This is a genomic window from Stenotrophomonas sp. GD03654 (genome assembly GCF_029845105.1).
Classification (GTDB): domain Bacteria; phylum Pseudomonadota; class Gammaproteobacteria; order Xanthomonadales; family Xanthomonadaceae; genus Stenotrophomonas; species Stenotrophomonas africana.
In genome coordinates, this window is sequence record NZ_JAOCLC010000001.1 from 195,676 (window position 1) to 212,547 (window position 16,872).

General features: G+C 65.8%; 15 protein-coding genes. All 15 read left to right on the plus strand.

Annotation, left to right across the window (positions count from 1 at the left end; all coding sequences use genetic code 11):
* The first annotated feature begins 4 nt into the window (after positions 1 to 4).
* The gene (locus tag N5J73_RS00905) at positions 5 to 1,876 is read left to right on the plus strand and encodes a copper resistance system multicopper oxidase (protein WP_017354985.1); all 1,872 of its coding nucleotides are present in this window, start codon (positions 5 to 7) and stop codon (positions 1,874 to 1,876) included.
* Positions 1,873 to 3,150, plus strand: coding sequence for a copper resistance protein B (locus N5J73_RS00910; protein ID WP_017354984.1), 1,278 nt, complete (start codon positions 1,873 to 1,875; stop codon positions 3,148 to 3,150). Before N5J73_RS00905 ends, N5J73_RS00910 begins: the two co-directional genes overlap by 4 nt.
* A 108-nt stretch (positions 3,151 to 3,258) precedes the next feature.
* On the plus strand, positions 3,259 to 3,933 hold the full coding sequence (locus N5J73_RS00915) for a cytochrome c (protein WP_239522785.1): 675 nt from the start codon (positions 3,259 to 3,261) through the stop codon (positions 3,931 to 3,933).
* Positions 3,934 to 3,952: 19 nt separating this feature from the next.
* Positions 3,953 to 4,462, plus strand: coding sequence for a DUF4440 domain-containing protein (locus N5J73_RS00920; protein WP_026070602.1), 510 nt, complete (start codon positions 3,953 to 3,955; stop codon positions 4,460 to 4,462).
* Positions 4,463 to 4,635: 173 nt separating this feature from the next.
* On the plus strand, positions 4,636 to 5,001 hold the full coding sequence (locus N5J73_RS00925) for a DUF411 domain-containing protein (RefSeq protein ID WP_017354981.1): 366 nt from the start codon (positions 4,636 to 4,638) through the stop codon (positions 4,999 to 5,001).
* A gap of 70 nt (positions 5,002 to 5,071) precedes the next feature.
* Entirely contained in the window at positions 5,072 to 5,422 is a 351-nt protein-coding gene (locus N5J73_RS00930; RefSeq protein ID WP_026070601.1) for a four-helix bundle copper-binding protein, read from the plus strand.
* Positions 5,423 to 5,584: 162 nt separating this feature from the next.
* Positions 5,585 to 5,968 carry a copper homeostasis periplasmic binding protein CopC gene (gene copC, locus N5J73_RS00935; RefSeq protein WP_017354979.1) on the plus strand — a complete coding sequence of 128 codons (384 nt, stop codon included), beginning with the start codon at positions 5,585 to 5,587 and terminating at the stop codon, positions 5,966 to 5,968.
* 10 nt (positions 5,969 to 5,978) lie between these two features.
* A complete protein-coding gene (gene copD, locus N5J73_RS00940; RefSeq protein WP_017354978.1) occupies positions 5,979 to 6,908 on the plus strand; it encodes a copper homeostasis membrane protein CopD in 930 nt (309 codons plus the stop codon).
* Between the two features lie 61 nt (positions 6,909 to 6,969).
* The gene (locus N5J73_RS00945; protein WP_154352391.1) at positions 6,970 to 9,396 is read left to right on the plus strand and encodes a heavy metal translocating P-type ATPase; all 2,427 of its coding nucleotides are present in this window, start codon (positions 6,970 to 6,972) and stop codon (positions 9,394 to 9,396) included.
* Between the two features lie 44 nt (positions 9,397 to 9,440).
* A complete protein-coding gene (locus tag N5J73_RS00950) occupies positions 9,441 to 9,863 on the plus strand; it encodes a hypothetical protein (protein WP_049404632.1) in 423 nt (140 codons plus the stop codon).
* 129 nt (positions 9,864 to 9,992) lie between these two features.
* Positions 9,993 to 11,315, plus strand: coding sequence for a TolC family protein (locus N5J73_RS00955; RefSeq protein WP_239503521.1), 1,323 nt, complete (start codon positions 9,993 to 9,995; stop codon positions 11,313 to 11,315).
* Positions 11,312 to 12,724, plus strand: a complete 1,413-nt coding sequence (locus N5J73_RS00960; RefSeq protein ID WP_017357198.1) for an efflux RND transporter periplasmic adaptor subunit — start codon at positions 11,312 to 11,314, stop codon at positions 12,722 to 12,724. Before N5J73_RS00955 ends, N5J73_RS00960 begins: the two co-directional genes overlap by 4 nt.
* Position 12,725: 1 nt before the next feature.
* Entirely contained in the window at positions 12,726 to 15,875 is a 3,150-nt protein-coding gene (locus tag N5J73_RS00965) for a CusA/CzcA family heavy metal efflux RND transporter (RefSeq protein ID WP_049404640.1), read from the plus strand.
* 172 nt (positions 15,876 to 16,047) lie between these two features.
* A complete protein-coding gene (locus tag N5J73_RS00970) occupies positions 16,048 to 16,560 on the plus strand; it encodes a MerR family transcriptional regulator (protein WP_017357196.1) in 513 nt (170 codons plus the stop codon).
* Complete coding sequence (locus N5J73_RS00975; RefSeq protein WP_065427866.1) at positions 16,557 to 16,871, plus strand: DUF2933 domain-containing protein; 315 nt, start codon at positions 16,557 to 16,559, stop codon at positions 16,869 to 16,871. The genes N5J73_RS00970 and N5J73_RS00975 overlap by 4 nt, the downstream gene beginning before the upstream one ends.
* The last annotated feature ends 1 nt before the right edge of the window (position 16,872 follow it).

Below are 16,872 nucleotides of genomic sequence, written 5' to 3' on the forward strand. Positions count from 1 at the left end.
TTTCATGTCGCATGATGATTTTCGTGGTCCACACGGTGGACCGCCGCTGCTACCTTCGCGGCGGCGATTTGTCCAGGGCTTGGCCTTGGGAGGCGCAGTCGCAGGATTAGGTTTCTGGCCCAAAGCCAGTTGGGCGCTCAAGGGCCCGGGACAACCCAACGTACTATCGGGCACCGAGTTTGACCTAACCATCGGCGAGACGCCGATGAACTTCACCGGCAAGACCCGCACCGCGATCACCGTCAATGGGTCCGTTCCGGCGCCGTTGCTGCGTTGGCGGGAAGGCACCACGGTCAACCTGCGTGTCTCCAATGCATTGCCCGCTAACTCCCTCCATGGCGCGGACACCTCCATCCATTGGCACGGCATCATTTTGCCGGCCAACATGGACGGCGTGCCGGGCCTGAGCTTTGACGGTATCGGACGTGGTGAGACCTACCACTACCGGTTCACCCTGCATCAGGGCGGCACCTACTGGTACCACAGCCACTCGGGGTTCCAGGAACAAGCCGGGCTCTATGGCCCGATCATCATCGACCCATTGGAGCCGGAGCCCTTCAGCTTCGATCGCGACTACGTCGTGATGCTGAGCGATTGGACAGACCTGGACCCGACGGCCCTGTTCGATCGTTTGAAGAAGATGCCGGGCCATGACAATTACTACAAGCGCACGGTCGGCGATTTTGCGCGCGATGTGAAGCGCAACGGCCTGTCGGCCACGTTGGAAGATCGCAAGATGTGGGGCGTGATGCGGATGACGCCCACGGATCTGTCCGACGTCAACGCCAACACCTACACCTACCTGATGAACGGCACGACCTCGCTGGGCAACTGGACCGGTTTGTTCCGCAGTGGCGAGAAGGTGCGCCTGCGTTTCATCAATGGCTCTGCCATGACGTACTTCGATGTGCGTATTCCGGGGCTAAAGATGACCGTGGTGGCAGCAGATGGCTTGTATGTCCATCCGGTTTCCGTCGACGAGTTCCGCATCGCGGTAGCAGAAACCTTCGATGTGATCGTGGAGCCCTCCGGGCAGGACGCATTCACCATCTTTGCCCAAGACTCCGGTCGCACCGGCTACGTCAGCGGCACGCTCGCCGTGCGCGAAGGATTACGCGCGCCCGTTCCGTCTGTGGATCCCCGGCCGCTGCTGACGATGGCAGACATGGGCATGGATCATGGATCGATGGATATGTCTGGCGGCAGCAAGGGCATGGAAGGCGGCTGTGGTGCGGCCATGGGCATGCCTGGCATGACCCCACCTGCCAGCGGTAACGCGACCTCGGCCCATGCAGGCCATGCGATGCCCGCCGCCGGCGATGGTGCCATGGCAGGCATGCAGCACGGGGGCATGCAATCACACCCTGCCAGCGAGACCAACAATCCCCTGTTGGACAACCAGGCCATGAGCGTGAGTTCGCGCTTGGATGATCCGGGTAATGGCCTGCGCGATAACGGCCGTCATGTACTGACGTATTCCATGCTCAAGAGCACCTTTGAAGACCCTGACGGACGCGACCCCGGTCGCGAGATCGAGCTGCATCTGACCGGACATATGGAGAAATTCTCCTGGGGCTTCAACGGTCAGAAGTTCTCCGATGTCAAGCCGCTGCGGCTGAACTACGGCGAGCGTATGCGCATCGTATTGGTTAACGACACGATGATGACCCATCCCATCCATTTGCACGGCATGTGGAGTGACGTGGAGGACGACAACGGCAACTTCATGGTGCGCAAGCACACGGTGGATATGCCGCCGGGTAGCCGACGCACGTATCGCGTGCGTGCCGATGCGTTGGGCAGCTGGGCGTTCCATTGCCACCTGCTTTATCACATGGAAGCCGGAATGATGCGCACGGTGAGGGTCGACGAATGAACATCAATAGACGCGATACCACCCTGACTGCGCTGACGCTGGCTATCTCGCTGGCCCTGGCCAATGCGGCCAGCGCCCAATCCATGCAGCACGGCTCCATGCCGATGGAGCAGGGCGCGCAGACCCAGACTCAGGATCACTCTGCACAACAGGCGCCGACATCAAAACCTGCGCCAGCCCAAAAGCCTGCAACACCGGCCAAGCCGAGCGAAGCGACGATCGATCATGCGACGATGGGCCACGCCGCGCCGCAGGCTAAAGCAGCCGAGCCTGCCATGCAGGGCATGGACCATTCGCAAATGGGGCACGTCTCGCCCGCGAGCACACCTGCGGCGCCCACAGCACAGGCGCAGTCGATGCAGGGCATGGATCACAGTCAGATGGCACAGCCCGCTGCAGCCGACACCTCTAGTACGGCCACGCCTGCGATGCAGGGGATGGACCATTCCAAGATGGGGCACGGCGCGCCTCCGAGCACGCCCGCAACGCCCAAAGCGCAGACACAGTCGATGCAGGGCATGGACCACAGTCAGATGGGACACGGGCCTGCAGTGCCAACGCAGCCGCGCACCCCGATACCCGCGGTGACGGACGCGGATCGCAAGGCGGCCATCGCGCCGGAACACGCGCATCCGGTGCATGACAACTCGATCAAGAGCTACGTGCTGCTCAATCGCCTGGAAGCCTGGGATGCCGATCCGGGCACCGGGCTGGGCTGGGAGGGCCAGGCTTGGATCGGTACGGACCTCAATCGCGTCTGGCTCCGCAGTGAAGGCGAACGCACGGATGGTCAGACCGAGTCGGCTGATCTGGAAGTGCTCTACGGCCGCAGTATCTCCACGTGGTGGGATGTGGTGGCCGGTGTGCGTCATGACTTCAAGCCTGGGGCATCTCAAAACTTCGCCGCTATCGGTGTACAGGGCTTGGCGCCGATGAAGTTCGAAGTGTCCGCCACAGCCTATCTCGGCGAAGGGGGCCAGACTGCCGCCAATGTCGAGGCCGAGTACGAATTGCTGCTAACCAACCGGCTGATCTTGCAGCCGCTGGTGGAAGTCACCGCCTATGGCAAGAACGATCCATTGCGCGGGATAGGTTCGGGTCTGAGTACCGCTGAGGCGGGGCTACGACTTCGTTATGAGTTCACCCGAAAGTTCGCTCCCTACATCGGCGTGGTGTACGAGCGCGCGTTTGGCAATACCGCAGACATGCGACGCGAGCATGGCGAGTCCTTTGAAGACACGCGCTTGGTCATCGGCCTTCGTACCTGGTTCTAAGGGGAACTGACAATGAAATCCAACAAAAGGATGTGGGTATGGCTCGGTGCCGGCGTGGGATTGGTTGCGGTCGCGGCAACTGCCACGGTCTCTCTGGGCGTGTACAACGTGGCCGCCGACGATCCGCATAGTCGCCCGGTGTATGCGCTACTTGAAACGGCGCGCGAGCGTTCCATTGAGGTGCGCGCCGCCAAGCTTCAGGTGCCCACGAACCTGGATGATCCTGAGCGTATCCGCCAGGGTGCGGGCAACTACAACGCCATGTGCGTGACCTGCCATCTTTCGCCAGAGGCGGCGGCCACCGAGATGAGCAAGGGCCTGTACCCCGCGCCACCGAACCTAAGCAAACAGTCGGTCGCTCCAGCTGAGGCGTTCTGGGTGATCAAGCACGGCATCAAGGCCAGCGGCATGCCCGCGTGGGGCGGCAGCATGGACGATGAGTTCATCTGGAACATGTCGGCCTTCCTGCAGAAGCTGCCCACGCTGGACAAGGCCGGTTACCAGGCGTTGGTGGCCAGCAGTGATGGTCATTCGCATGGCGGCGGCGAGACGCAAGGCCACCATGACGACGAAAAGGCCGAGGATCACCCTGCCCTATTCGAGCCGGGCAACAACTCCATGCCGCATGCGCACCCGCCGGGCGTGGACGACGATCACCACGGCCCGACACCCAGCGACACGGAAGTCGGGTTGGTGAGCCACGGCCATCCCGACGGCAAGGTGGAGTCGCACCCTGCACCACACACGCCCGTGGCCGATGACGGCCATGCGCACACCCATTGATCTCCTTGGAGCCCACGCAATGAACGCAACAGCAATCTCGTTCACCCTCGCACTGGCACTGGCCGTCGTGTCCCCCGCAATGGCGCAGGCGACACAGCCGCACGCACATCACCCCGCTGCCGCGGCATCTGCGGACGTCGACGTCCCAGTCACTGCAGAGGCCGCGGTCGCCGTAGCGGAGCGTTTCAACAGGGCCCTGTCTAGCGGCGATCTGGCCACGGTCGAAGCCCTGCTCGCTGCCGACGTCCTCATCCTCGAGTCCGGGGGTGCCGAGCGCAGCCGCGAGGAATATCTGGGTCATCACGCAGTCAGCGATGCGGCATTCCTCAAGGGCGCCCATCGCCAGCTGCTCCGTCAGCGTGCACGCACCGCTGGTGAGTTCGCATGGGTCGGAACCGAAAGCGAGCTGCACGCCCAGAAAGACGGTAAGCCACTGACCGTCCAGAGCACCGAGACCATGGTGCTGAAGCAGACCACCGACGGTTGGCGGATCGCCCACATCCACTGGTCTTCGCGGACCAAGCGCTAAGCGGAGAACCAGAAATGAAAACCTGCAGATTGAACCGACTTGCGTGGGCGGCTTTTGCGGTCGCCGGCCTGGGTGCCTGCACCCAAGCGGCTACACCCGCGCAATCCACCATCGCGCCCACTGCACAGGTCGTCCCGGAAACAGCCGACGCGACTCCAGCCGCCCTGCCACGCATGACCGTCCACAAGACCCCGACCTGCGGGTGCTGCGGTAGCTGGATCGACCACGTGAAGAAGGCGGGGTTCACCGTGGATGTGCATGACATGGATGACCTGGGTCCGGTCAAGGAGCGCCTGGGTGTCCCCTATGCAAAGGGCTCCTGCCACACGGCCGAGGTCGACGGATACGTCATCGAAGGCCATGTCCCGGCCGAGGACATCAAGCGCCTCCTCGAAGAAAAGCCGGACGCACGCGGCCTGGTCCTGCCCGGAATGCCGCTCGGTTCGCCGGGCATGGAGGTCCCGGAAGGACGCCAGCAGCCGTATACGGTCGAGCTGGTCCATCACGACGGAACCACCGAACCCTTCGCACAGCATTGATCCGCAAGAGCAACAGGGGGCGGTGTTGCGGGCGCGCCGATTCTCGTCCGCGATGAAGCAGGAGATCCACATGACTCACCATTCCGAAGACCACCGGTCTCAGGCCATGAACGAGTGCATCGACAACTGCACGCAATGCCACGCGATTTGCCTTGAGACCATCAACTATTGCCTGAGCAAAGGAGGTGCCCACGCAGCCCCGGAGCACATCGCCCTGCTGGCGACGTGTGCCGATATCTGCGCCACCAGCGCCGACGCCATGTTGCGTGGCGCCAGCGCTCACTCGGTGGTTTGCAGTGCCTGCGCGGAGATCTGCCGCCAGTGCGCCGAAGCATGCGACGCCATGAACGACCCGGAGATGGCGCGCTGCGCCGAAGTTTGTCGCCGTTGCGCGGAAAGCTGCAGCGCCATGGCGGCTTGACGCGTCGAGGATCCCGCCTGAGCGGCGGGATCCTCATCTCAAATATCAAAAGCCGACCAACCGTGGTTTCGGTGACAGCCCGACACCTAACGCTTGTCGGATCCAACACAGCACGGCGCCGAACGGGGCTTTGCATCACATTCGCAATGAGGATTTATCCCTATGAAATCATCAAACGTCCTTCGCTCCTTCGCGCTCGTCCTCGCGATTGCGGCTGGGCAGTTCTCCCTGCAGATCGCGCACGCCCACGCCGCGCTGCAGCAGTCCACACCGGCGGCAAATGCGGTGGTGGCTTCGCCGGGCCAGATCGATCTCGTGTTCAACGAAACATTGATTCCGCGGGCGTCGCGTCTCAAGTTGCTCATGAAGCACGGCAGTTCCACCATGCCGATCGAGAATTTCACGACCGAGATCGTCAACAACGGTAAGACCCTGCGTGCCAAGTTGCCCCAGCCGCTGACTCCGGGCGTCTATACCGTGGAATACCGCGCCGTCGGTGGTGACAACCACCCCATGCCGGGCAGCTTCAGCTTCACGGTGCGCTGAGGAGTCGCGAATGTTCGACCTGTCGGCTTATGCACTGAGATTCCTGGAATACCTTGTCATCATGGTTCTTTTCGGGGTTCCACTCTTCGGTTGGTACGGGTCGCGTCGATCGGCACTCGCCGACGCCTTGGCCGGGTGGTCACTCATGGGCGTTCTATTGGCGGGTGCCGTAGCCGGTCTCGTGCTCACCGGGCTCGATGTCGTCTTCAAGACCGCGGGCATCATGGGAATGCCGCTTGCCGAGGTTGATCGCGCATCGCTTGGCTGGTATCTGCTCGAGACGTCCGCGGGCCGGGCAGCCATGGCGAGAGGCGCGCTGCTGGTCGCCCTGATGTTCGTGCTCGGATGGCATCGTCGCCGCGGGAAGGTGGAGACCGCCTTCCCGCTGGGGGCGATGCTGGCGGGCGGCGCACTCGCTTCGCTGGCATGGAACGGCCACGCCGCCGCTGGCGAGGGCTTGGCAGGCGCGGTCCGGCTTGCTGCAGGCATCGTCCATCTTCTCGCGGCAGGCGGCTGGATCGCAGCGGTCCTGATGTTCCTTGCCATGCTGCTGCGCGGCAAAGAGACGAACGGCAGCGGGCGTCTGCGATCAACGCATGACTTTCTGCATGGTTTTTCGACGCTGGGAACGATCTTCGTTGGTGCGCTCATCGTGTCCGGCATCGCGCACTACGGGGATCTCACCGCGTGGTCGTTTTCGGCCCTGTTCCAGAGCACCTACGGGAAGTTGCTGCTGTTCAAACTGGCCCTGTTCGCTGGAATGCTGGGTTTGGGAGCGCTGCACCGATGGACGCTGGTGCCGCGCTTGGAACGAGCGCTGACCAGCGGAGATCCCGCGCAGGAGGTGCGGGCTTTGCGGCAGAGTGTTACGGCTGAGGCCGCGCTGGCCATCTTGATCCTGATTGTTGTTTCAGTGCTCGGGACGCTCAGCCCCGAATAGCTGTGTAACCCGCAATGGCACACTGCCTTGGCAGTCCATCCCCACTAAAGCGAGCATCGGCATGAACTCACCGTCGTCCCATGACCATCACCATTCTGCAGGCGCAGCCCCTGTCGAGGCTGCGGATGGACGGGTCACCGATCCGGTCTGTGGCATGCAGGTCGATCCCGCCACGACGCAGCATCATGCGACCCACGCCGACACACCTTTCCACTTCTGCTCGGAGCGATGCCGCGCGAAGTTCGTGGCCGATCCGGAGCGCTATCTGACGCCCCAGGACGAACCCGAGGTGGCACAGCCCCGCGCCATCTACACCTGCCCGATGCACCCGGAAGTCCGGCAACAAGGTCCAGGCAACTGTCCCTTCTGCGGCATGGCGCTGGAGCCGGAAATGCCGAGCCTGGAGGACGATGACAATCCGGAACTTCGCGACTTCTCGCGCCGGTTCTGGTGGACGCTTCCGCTGACTGTGGTGACGCTCGTGCTGGCCATGTTCGGCCAGTACCTCCCGCGTGTCGTGCTGGGCGACGTGCAGATCCTGCCGTTGTCGATCGACGTGCAGACCTGGGTCGAGCTGGTCTTGACCACACCAGTCGTGCTGTGGGCCGGCTGGCCGTTCTTCGAGCGCTGCGTGCAGTCGATCCGCAACCGCAGCCCGAACATGTTCACCCTCATCGGGATTGGCGTTGCGGCCGCCTTTGGCTACAGCCTGGTCGCCACGCTGGCACCCGGCTTGTTCCCACCGTCGTTTACCGAACATGGGCGCGTCGGGGTGTACTACGAGGCGGCGGCGGTGATCGTTTCGCTGACCCTGCTCGGCCAGATGCTGGAACTGCGGGCGCGCTCGAAAACGTCCGCGGCGATCAAGGGCCTGCTTGGCCTGGCGCCGAAGGAAGCCCGGCGGGTCAACGCCGACGGCACCGAGGAAGACATCCCGCTGACCCACGTCCACGTCGGCGACCACCTGCGCGTGCGTCCCGGCGAGAAGGTGCCGGTGGATGGCGAAGTGGTGGAAGGCCGCTCCAGCGTCGACGAGTCGATGCTCACGGGTGAACCGATTCCGGTCGAGAAGACCGCAGGCGACCAGGTCATCGGCGCGACCCAGAACGGCACCGGCGCGCTGGTGATCCGCGCCGCCAAGGTGGGCTCCGACACCGTGCTGTCGCAGATCGTGCAGCTGGTCGCGCAGGCGCAGCGCTCCCGCGCGCCGATGCAGCGGATGGCCGATATCGCGGCCTACTGGTTCGTGCTCGCGGTGCTGGCGATCGCGGTGGCCACCTTCTTTATCTGGGGCTCCTTCGGTCCGGAGCCGGCCTGGACCTTTGCGGTGCTCAACGCGGTCTCGGTACTGATCATCGCCTGCCCCTGCGCGCTGGGCCTGGCGACGCCGATGTCGATCATGGTCGCCACGGGCAAGGCGGCGCAGGTGGGCGTGCTGTTCCGCGACGCCGAGGCCATCGAGCACATGCGCCGCATCGACACCCTGATCGTCGACAAGACCGGCACCCTCACCGAGGGGCGCCCCGCCTTCAAGGAAGTCGTGGCCTTCGAGGGCTTCGACGCCGACCGGGTCTTGCACCTGGCCGCCAGCCTGGACCAGGGCAGCGAGCACCCGCTGGCCGACGCCATCGTCGCCGAGGCTCGACGCCGGAACTTCGAGTTCGACCGCGTGGAGGACTTCGACTCGGTGACCGGCATGGGTGTGCGCGGGTCCGTGGCCGGCCATGCGCTTGCGCTGGGCAATACCGCGCTCATGGACGACCTGGGCGCCAATCCCGCTGCGCACGTCGACGTGGCCGAGCGGATGCGCCGCGAGGGCGCGAGCGCCATGTTCCTGGCCGTGGACGGGCGCCTGGCGGGGCTGGTCGCGGTTGCCGACCCGATCAAGGCGTCGGCCGCGGCGGCCATCAACGAGCTCCACGCCGCCGGGCTGCGCATCATCATGGCCACCGGCGACGGGCTCACCACCGCACGGGCCGTGGCCACCGAGCTGGGCCTGGACGAGGTGCATGGCGAAGTCCGCCCCGAGGACAAGGCCGAGCTGGTGCAGCGCCTCAAGCGCGAAGGCCGGCGGGTGGCGATGGCGGGCGACGGCATCAACGACGCCCCGGCGCTCGCCGCGGCCGACGTCGGCATCGCCATGGGCACGGGCACCGACGTCGCGATGTCCAGTGCCCAGATCACCCTGGTCAAGGGCGACCTGCGGGGCATCCTGCGCGCCCGGAAGATCTCCCAGGCCACCGTGGCCAACATGAAGCAGAACCTCACCTTCGCGTTCCTCTACAACGCGCTGGGGGTGCCGGTCGCGGCCGGGGTGCTCTACCCCGCATTCGGGATCTTGCTGAGCCCGATGGTCGCGGCGCTTGCGATGAGCTTGAGCTCGGTGTCGGTGGTGGCCAACGCCCTTCGCCTTGCCAAGTCGGCCGCCGTACCGTCCTCGCCGACCACATCTGTGCCGCGCCAGCCCCTGGGCCTGGCCAAGGATTGACTTGGATCAATTGCATCGGTTCCAGTAAGAGGTAAGCTCACGCCATGGTCCGCATCCGCCATCGGAACTTGTTCCAGCGCACCGCCCTCCTCGCGATGGTGGCCCTGCTCTGGTCCCAGTTCGCGCTCGCAGGCCATGGCGATTGCCTGGATCTCCCAGTCACGCCGGCGGCGTTTGTCGCTGCCGCCACCGACACCCGACACGACCATGGCCACGGCTGCGATGCCGAGCTCCCCTCAGCGAGCAAGGCAGTGTGCGACGCGCACTGCACCGAGGGTGACATCTCGGCGGACAGTGGGCGCATCCCTTCGATTCCGCCGCTGCTGGCCGAAGCCTGGTTCTCCTGGCTTGCGATCGCCGCGATTGCGGATGCTGCGCCAGGTGTCACGGCTACATGGGTGGATTCGCCGCCCAGACCCGCCTGGCACCGACCTACCGCCCATCCAGCGGCACTCCTGCTGATCTGATGCCTGGACGCTGACTGCTCCGCACGTCTGTGCGGCGCAGTCCTGTGCGTTCGCGCCGTGGCTGCGTCACGGCATGTGTTCCTGCCCTCGTCCGAGCGACCTGCGTCGCGTCGGCCCAAGGACACTGATATGGCATCCCCGTTCGACCGACTGCCGGCCAGGCGCCTGCACCCTCGCCCTCTGTCCCGCCGTCTGCCACCGCTCCGGCACCTTCTTGCCGGCGTGCTTGCCGGCGCCTTGTGGGCCCTGGCGCTGCCGGTGACCGCCACCGAACCCGTCCCGGGGCACAGCCTCGAGTCGATCCGCGCCTGGGTTCTGGAACACAACCCGGAATTGCGGGCCATGGACTTCGAGGCCCAGGCCGCCGAAGCACGGATCCAGCCAGCGGGCGCCCTACCCGACCCGACGGCTTCCCTTGGATTCCGCGGCCTCGATCCGGACAAGCCCTGGCGCTCCGCCGGTGCCGAGCGCGAGGTCAACTACGCGCTGCGCCAGCGCCTCCCGCTTTGGGGCAAGCGCGCCCTGGCGCGGACCGCGGCCAGCCAGGACGCGGTCGCGGTCGGACTCGATCGCCTCACCACTGCGCGCGACTTGCTGGCCGACGCCGAGGCGGCCTACGCACGCTACTGGCATGCCGACCAGGCCGTGGCCGTGCTTGATCGCCGCATCGCCCTGCTCCGCCAGGTGGAAGAGATGGCCGGCGTGCGCTACGCCCTGGGTCGCGCGGCGCAGCAGGATGCCATCCGCGCCCAGGTCGAGCAGACCAGCCTCCAGCGCGAGCGGATCGAACGCCTCGCGACCAAGCAGGAGGCGGCCGCCACCTTGAACGCGGTGCTGGGGCGCCGGTCCGATGCACCGCTGGCGACTCCCGACGAGGCGCCGCGCCTCGCCGTCCACAGCGCCTCGCTTGCCGAGGCACTGGATGACGCCGATGCGCATCCCGCGGTGCGCTCGCAGCAGGCTCGCGCCGAGGCGGCGCGCACGAACGTGGTACTGCAGCGTCGCAACCGCTTTCCCGACATCACCCTGGGCGTGGGTGCGATGCAGTTCGGCAACGGCATCGAGAGCACCGAGCTGATGTTCGAGGTCGAGATCCCGTTCCAGCAGCGTGCCCGCCGCGAGCGCGAGCGCGAATCGCGCCTGCTCGAAGACGCAGCGCTTGCCCGCAGGGACGCCACGCTGCGGGCCGTCGAGGAACGCGGCGCTTCCGCCTGGTCGCAGTGGACCAACGCGCGCGAGCGTCGCGGACTGATCGAGAACACGCTGCTGCCGCAGGCCGACGCCACCTGGCAGTCCGCCCTGGCCAGCTACCAGGTCGGTGAAGTCGACTTCGGGACGCTGCTGGAAGCACTCAATGAATGGCAGGGCGCCGACCTCGCACGGGTCGATGCACTGCGTGACGAACTGTTGGGCGCCGCCGCCGTGCGCGCCATCGAAGGAGAGATCCGATGACCCGTGTCCAGACCCTGTCGCTCGCCATCGGCGTTGCACTCGCCGCCCTCGCCGTCGGCTGGATTGCCGGCCGCGCCACGAACGACTCCCCGACCGCGGGCACGTCGATCGACGGCCCGGCCGCAGAACGCAAGGTGCTCTATTACCGCAATCCCATGGGCTTGGCGGACACGTCGCCGGTGCCGAAGAAGGATTCGATGGGTATGGACTACGTCCCGGTCTATGCCGACGACGCACCGCCGGCGGCACCGGGCACGGTGGTGCTGCCGCCGGACAAGGTGCAGGCGCTGGGCGTGCGCACCGAAGCGGTCAAGCGCGGAGCCCTGTCCGCTACCGTGCGCACCAGCGGCACGGTCGAGGTCGACGAGACCCGGCAGTACGCGATCGCCCCGCGCTTCGAAGGCTGGGTGGAGCGGCTGTACGCGAACCAGACCGGCATGCGGGTCAGCGCCGGGCAGCCGCTGCTCTCCGTCTACAGCCCGCAGCTGGCCGCGGCGCAGCAGGAATACCGGCTGGCCGACGAGACCGCCCGCAGGCTGGCCGGGTCCGATCCCGCGAGCGCGGCGTCGATGGTCCGCCTGCGCGATGCCGCCCGCACCCGCCTGCGCAACTGGGAAATCAGTGACGCGCAGATGGGCAAGACGGGCCTGGTGCTCACCGCGCCCGCGGACGCGGTCGTGATCGAGAAGCCGGTGGTCCAGGGCGCGCGTTTCGAGCCCGGCGAAACCATCCTGCGCCTGGCGGACCTGTCGAAGGTGTGGGTGATCGCCAAGGTGCCGGCGGCGCAGGCCGCGGGTATCCAGCCCGGCCAAACGGCCCGCTTTGAAACCGTGGCCCTGCCGGGCCAGGTGGCCGAGGGCGAGGTCACCTTCGTGCAGCCCGTCATCGATGCGATGACGCGCACCGTGGATGTGCGCATCGCCCTGCCCAACCCCGCTGGCGACCTGCGGCCCGGGCTGTATGGGACGGTGGTGCTGGAGGAGCCGGGGGCTGGACCGGTCCTGACCGTTCCGCGCTCGGCCGTGCTCGACAGCGGCACGCGCCAGGTGGTGCTGGTCGAGACCGGCCCTGGCCGCTTCGCACCGCGCGATGTCAGCCTGGGGCGGCGCGGCGGCGATCGCATCGAGATCCTCGACGGCCTGACCGAGGGCGAGCAGGTCGTGGTCTCCGCCAACTTCCTGATCGACGCCGAAAGCAACCTGCAGTCGGCACTCCAGGGTCTTGAGGGTCACACAGGACACGGCGCGCCTTCGGGCACCGCTGAGGATCCACACGCCGGGCACGGCGAGGACGCCGCCGACCCGCACGCAGGTCATGGTGACGAGGCCTCTGATCCGCACGCCGGTCATTCCATGCCGGCTACCCCGGAAGAGACTCCGCCCGCCCCCACCGGCCACGAGGGGCACTGACATGCTTGGCCGTCTCGTTGAATGGTCGGTGCGCAACGTCTTCCTGGTGCTGCTGATGGCGCTGGCGATTGTCGCCGGTGGCATCTACGCACTGATGAACACGCCGCTGGACGCACAACCGGATCTGTCGGACGTGCAGGTGATCGTGTTCACGGAGTACCCGGGGCAGGCGCCCCAGGTGGTCGAGGACCAGGTCACCTATCCGCTGACCAGCGCCCTGCTCGCGACGCCGAAGTCGAAGGACGTCCGCGGCTTCTCGTTCTTCGGCGCCTCCTTCATCTACGTCATCTTCGAAGAAGGCACGGACCTGTACTGGGCGCGCTCGCGCGTGCTCGAGAACCTCAACGTCGCGTCGAAAAACCTGCCGGCTGGCGTGGCACCGGCACTGGGACCCGACGCGTCCGGCGTGGGCTGGGTCTACCAGTACGTGCTGCAGAGCGACCGCCACTCGCTGGACGAGCTGCGCGCGATGCAGGACTGGTACCTGCGTTACCAGCTCACCACCGCGCCCGGCGTGGCCGAGGTCGCCAGCGTCGGCGGCTTCGTGCGCCAGTACTCGATCACCGTCGATCCGGTCCGGCTGCGCGAGTTCGACATCCCGATTTCACGCGTGTCCGAGGTGATCGCCGAGAGCAACCGCGACGTCGGCGGCCGCGTGATCGAGATGGCCGAGACCGAGTACATGGTGCGGGGCCGCGGCTACCTGCGCGGTATCGAGGATATCGAGAGCCTGGTTCTGCGCGCCGAAGGGGGCGCACCGGTGCTGATCGGCGACGTCGCCCGGGTCGAACTGGTACCCGATGAGCGCCGTGGCATCGTCGACCTGGACGGCGAAGGCGACGTTGTGGGCGGGATCGTCATTGCGCGCTTCGGCGAAAACGCCCTGGCCGTGATCGGGGGGGTGAAGGACAAGATCGCCCAGCTTGCGAGTGGACTCCCCGAGGGCGTCAGCGTCCAGGCGGTCTACGACCGCTCCGATCTCATCGTGCGCGCGATCAAGACGCTACGCACGACGCTGCTCGAGGAGAGCCTGATCGTCGCACTGGTGTGCCTGGTATTCCTGTTCCATGCGCGCAGCGCGCTGGTCGCGATCGTCATGCTGCCCGTCGGCGTGCTGATCGCGGTGATCGCGATGCGCATGCTGGGCATGAACTCCAACATCATGAGCCTGGGCGGCATCGCGATCTCGATTGGCGTGATGGTCGACGCGGCGATCGTGATGATCGAGAACGCGCACAAGCACATCGAGCGCTCCGACGGCTCCCGCAGCCGGACCCAGCTGATCATCGATGCCTGTCGCGAGGTCGGGCCGGCGCTGTTCTTCAGCCTGATGATCATCACCGTCTCGTTCCTGCCCGTGTTCGCCCTGGAGGCTCAGGAAGGTCGCCTGTTCAAGCCGCTGGCCTTCACCAAGACCTTCGCGATGGCCGGTGGCGCGCTGTTGTCGATCACGCTGGTACCGGTACTCATGCTGCTGTTCGTGCGCGGCAAGATCGTGCCCGAGCACAAGAATCCGGTGAACCGGTTCCTGGTTGCGGCCTATCGGCCGGTGATCAACGTCGTTCTGCGGCATCGCATGGCCACAATCATGTTTGCGTTGGCCGCCCTGTTTGCAAGCCTGTGGCCTGCATCGCGGCTGGGCAGCGAGTTCATGCCAACCCTCAACGAAGGCACGCTGCTGTACATGCCCGCGTCGCTTCCGGGCATGTCGGTGACCAAGGCCTCGGAGCTGCTGCAGCAGCAGGACCGGATCATCAAGGGCTTCCCGGAAGTGGAGTCGGTGTTCGGCAAGGCGGGCCGTGCCCTGACGGCCACCGATCCCGCACCGCTGGAGATGTTCGAGACCGTCATCAACCTCAAGCCCGAGGACGAATGGCGGGACGGCATGACCACCGACAAGCTCATCGCCGAGATGGACGCGGCGCTGAAGTTCCCGGGCGTCGCCAACTCCTGGACGATGCCGATCAAGGCGCGCACCGACATGCTGGCCACCGGCATCCGCACGCCCGTGGGCATCAAACTCTTCGGCACGGACCTTGAGCAACTCGACGCGCTGGCCACCGAGATCGAAGCCGTGGTGCGCGAAGTGCCGGGCACGACCAGCGCGTTCGCCGAACGCCTGACCGGCGCCTACTACCTCGACATCACCCCCGACCTTGGCAGCCTGGCCCAGTACGGCGTCACCCTGGGCGAGGTGCAGAACGTGGTGGCCGCCGCGCTGGGCGGCGAGATCGTCACCACCATCCTCCAGGGCCGCGAACGCTTCAGCGCGATCGTGCGCTATCCCCGCGAACTCCGCGACGATCCGCACCGGATAGGCAGCCAAGTCCTTGTGCCGGTGCCCGGCGGCGCCCAGGTGCCGCTGGGCGAACTGGCGCGGATTGAGGTCAGGAAGGGTGCGCCGAGCATCCGCACCGAGAACGCGATGCTGGCGGCGTACATCTACGTCGACACCCGAGAGAGCGATCTCGGCCGCTACGTGAAGGCTGCGCAGGAAGCGGTCACCGAGCAGGTGCAGTTCCCGCCTGGCTACTACGTGACCTGGAGTGGACAGTACGAATACATGCAACGTGCCGCGGAGAAGATGCGTGTCGTCGTTCCGGTGACGCTGGCGCTGATTTTCCTGCTGCTGTACCTCAACTTCCGCCGTGTCACCGAGTCGCTGATCGTGATGCTGTCGGTGCCCTTCGCACTGGTCGGTGGCATCTGGCTGATGTGGATGCTCGACTACAACACCAGCGTCGCGGTGATCGTGGGCTTCATCGCGCTGGCCGGCGTCGCCGCGGAAACCGGCGTGGTGATGCTGATCTACCTCGACCACGCACTTGAAGCGCGTGCCGCGCAGAGGCAGGCCGAAGGCCGGGCACTGGATTCACGGGACCTGCGCGAGGCCATCATCGAAGGCGCGGTCGACCGCGTGCGCCCGAAGATGATGACCGTGGTCGCGATCATGGCGGGCCTGCTGCCCATCATGTGGAGCAGCGGTACTGGCTCGGAAGTCATGCGCCGAATCGCTGCGCCGATGGTAGGTGGCATGGTGTCTTCGACCATCCTCACCCTGGTCGTGATCCCGGCGCTGTACTCGCTGATCAAGCAGCGGCAGCTGGCCAGGAAGCCGCACCCCTCCTCCGCACTACCCAAGGAGAAGTAGTGATGGGGCCGTTCAACGCAGGCAGGGACCGACGGCTCATGCAACTGTGGCCGCGAACATCCGTCCGTCCACGGCCAATTCGCGCGTTACTGGCTTCGCCCACCGCAAGGCCGGTTGACCTGTGTGCGAGACACAGGTCTAGCCTGATCAACACCTCGCCGGGAGCAAGCCGATGACGACCAAGGAAGAAGTGACGCTGCCGCTGATGACGGTCCGCCAGCTGGCACGGCAGGGCGATGTCACGGTGCATGTGGTGCGCAACTACCTGCGGCGCGGTCTGTTGCAAGCGGCCACGCATACCGAGGGCGGCTACCAGTTGTTCTCCACCTCGGAGCTCCTTCGCCTGCACTTCATTCGCACGGCGCAACACCTTGGCTTCACGCTGGGGGAAATCGAGGAAATCATCCACCACAGCCTGCTGCGACATAGTCCCTGTCCGCTTGTGCGGGACATCATTCGGCGCAGGCTCGACGACACCCGCCAACAACTGGACAGGCTGCTCGCCATGCACGGACGAATGGAGCGTGCCATCCACGCCTGGGCGGAGCTTCCGGACTCCATTCCGACTGGCGATGACGTCTGCGCATTGATCGAATCTGTTGCCGCTGCTGAAGGCGGCGGGTTCGTCAAGTCCACCCCCCGGCGACTTCTTGGACGCCGCCCCACAGAGGAGAATTTGCCATGACAGCCTCCAGTCCTGCCCCCTCAGGCTCCCGACGCTGGGTCTTCTGGATCTTCCTGGCGCTGGCCGTGTTCTATCTCGCCGTCGAGCACCGCGCCCACCTTGGGGGGACGCTTCGCTGGTTGCCCCTGGCCATCCTGCTGCTATGTCCCTTGATGCATGTGTTCATGCACAAGGGGCATGGCGGTCATGGAGGTTCCGGAAGTCATGGGCGCGACGGCAATGCCGACGACACACCCCATGGCCAGCATGAGAGCCGTAGCAAGCGGGCACTGAACGACGAAACGTCCGACACCTCGAACGGAGGGCACTGAC

Excerpts from the sequence above, each read along its gene's own strand:
- N5J73_RS00905 (WP_017354985.1), top strand. The coding sequence starts at position 5 with ATGTCGCATGATGATTTTCGTGGTCCACACGGTGGACCGCCGCTGCTA.
- N5J73_RS00910 (WP_017354984.1), top strand. The coding sequence starts at position 1,873 with ATGAACATCAATAGACGCGATACCACCCTGACTGCGCTGACGCTGGCT.
- N5J73_RS00920 (WP_026070602.1), top strand. The coding sequence starts at position 3,953 with ATGAACGCAACAGCAATCTCGTTCACCCTCGCACTGGCACTGGCCGTC.
- N5J73_RS00925 (WP_017354981.1), top strand. The coding sequence starts at position 4,636 with ATGACCGTCCACAAGACCCCGACCTGCGGGTGCTGCGGTAGCTGGATC.
- N5J73_RS00930 (WP_026070601.1), top strand. The coding sequence starts at position 5,072 with ATGACTCACCATTCCGAAGACCACCGGTCTCAGGCCATGAACGAGTGC.
- copC (WP_017354979.1), top strand. The coding sequence starts at position 5,585 with ATGAAATCATCAAACGTCCTTCGCTCCTTCGCGCTCGTCCTCGCGATT.
- copD (WP_017354978.1), top strand. The coding sequence starts at position 5,979 with ATGTTCGACCTGTCGGCTTATGCACTGAGATTCCTGGAATACCTTGTC.
- N5J73_RS00945 (WP_154352391.1), top strand. The coding sequence starts at position 6,970 with ATGAACTCACCGTCGTCCCATGACCATCACCATTCTGCAGGCGCAGCC.
- N5J73_RS00950 (WP_049404632.1), top strand. The coding sequence starts at position 9,441 with ATGGTCCGCATCCGCCATCGGAACTTGTTCCAGCGCACCGCCCTCCTC.
- N5J73_RS00955 (WP_239503521.1), top strand. The coding sequence starts at position 9,993 with ATGGCATCCCCGTTCGACCGACTGCCGGCCAGGCGCCTGCACCCTCGC.
- N5J73_RS00960 (WP_017357198.1), top strand. The coding sequence starts at position 11,312 with ATGACCCGTGTCCAGACCCTGTCGCTCGCCATCGGCGTTGCACTCGCC.
- N5J73_RS00965 (WP_049404640.1), top strand. The coding sequence starts at position 12,726 with ATGCTTGGCCGTCTCGTTGAATGGTCGGTGCGCAACGTCTTCCTGGTG.
- N5J73_RS00970 (WP_017357196.1), top strand. The coding sequence starts at position 16,048 with ATGACGACCAAGGAAGAAGTGACGCTGCCGCTGATGACGGTCCGCCAG.
- N5J73_RS00975 (WP_065427866.1), top strand. The coding sequence starts at position 16,557 with ATGACAGCCTCCAGTCCTGCCCCCTCAGGCTCCCGACGCTGGGTCTTC.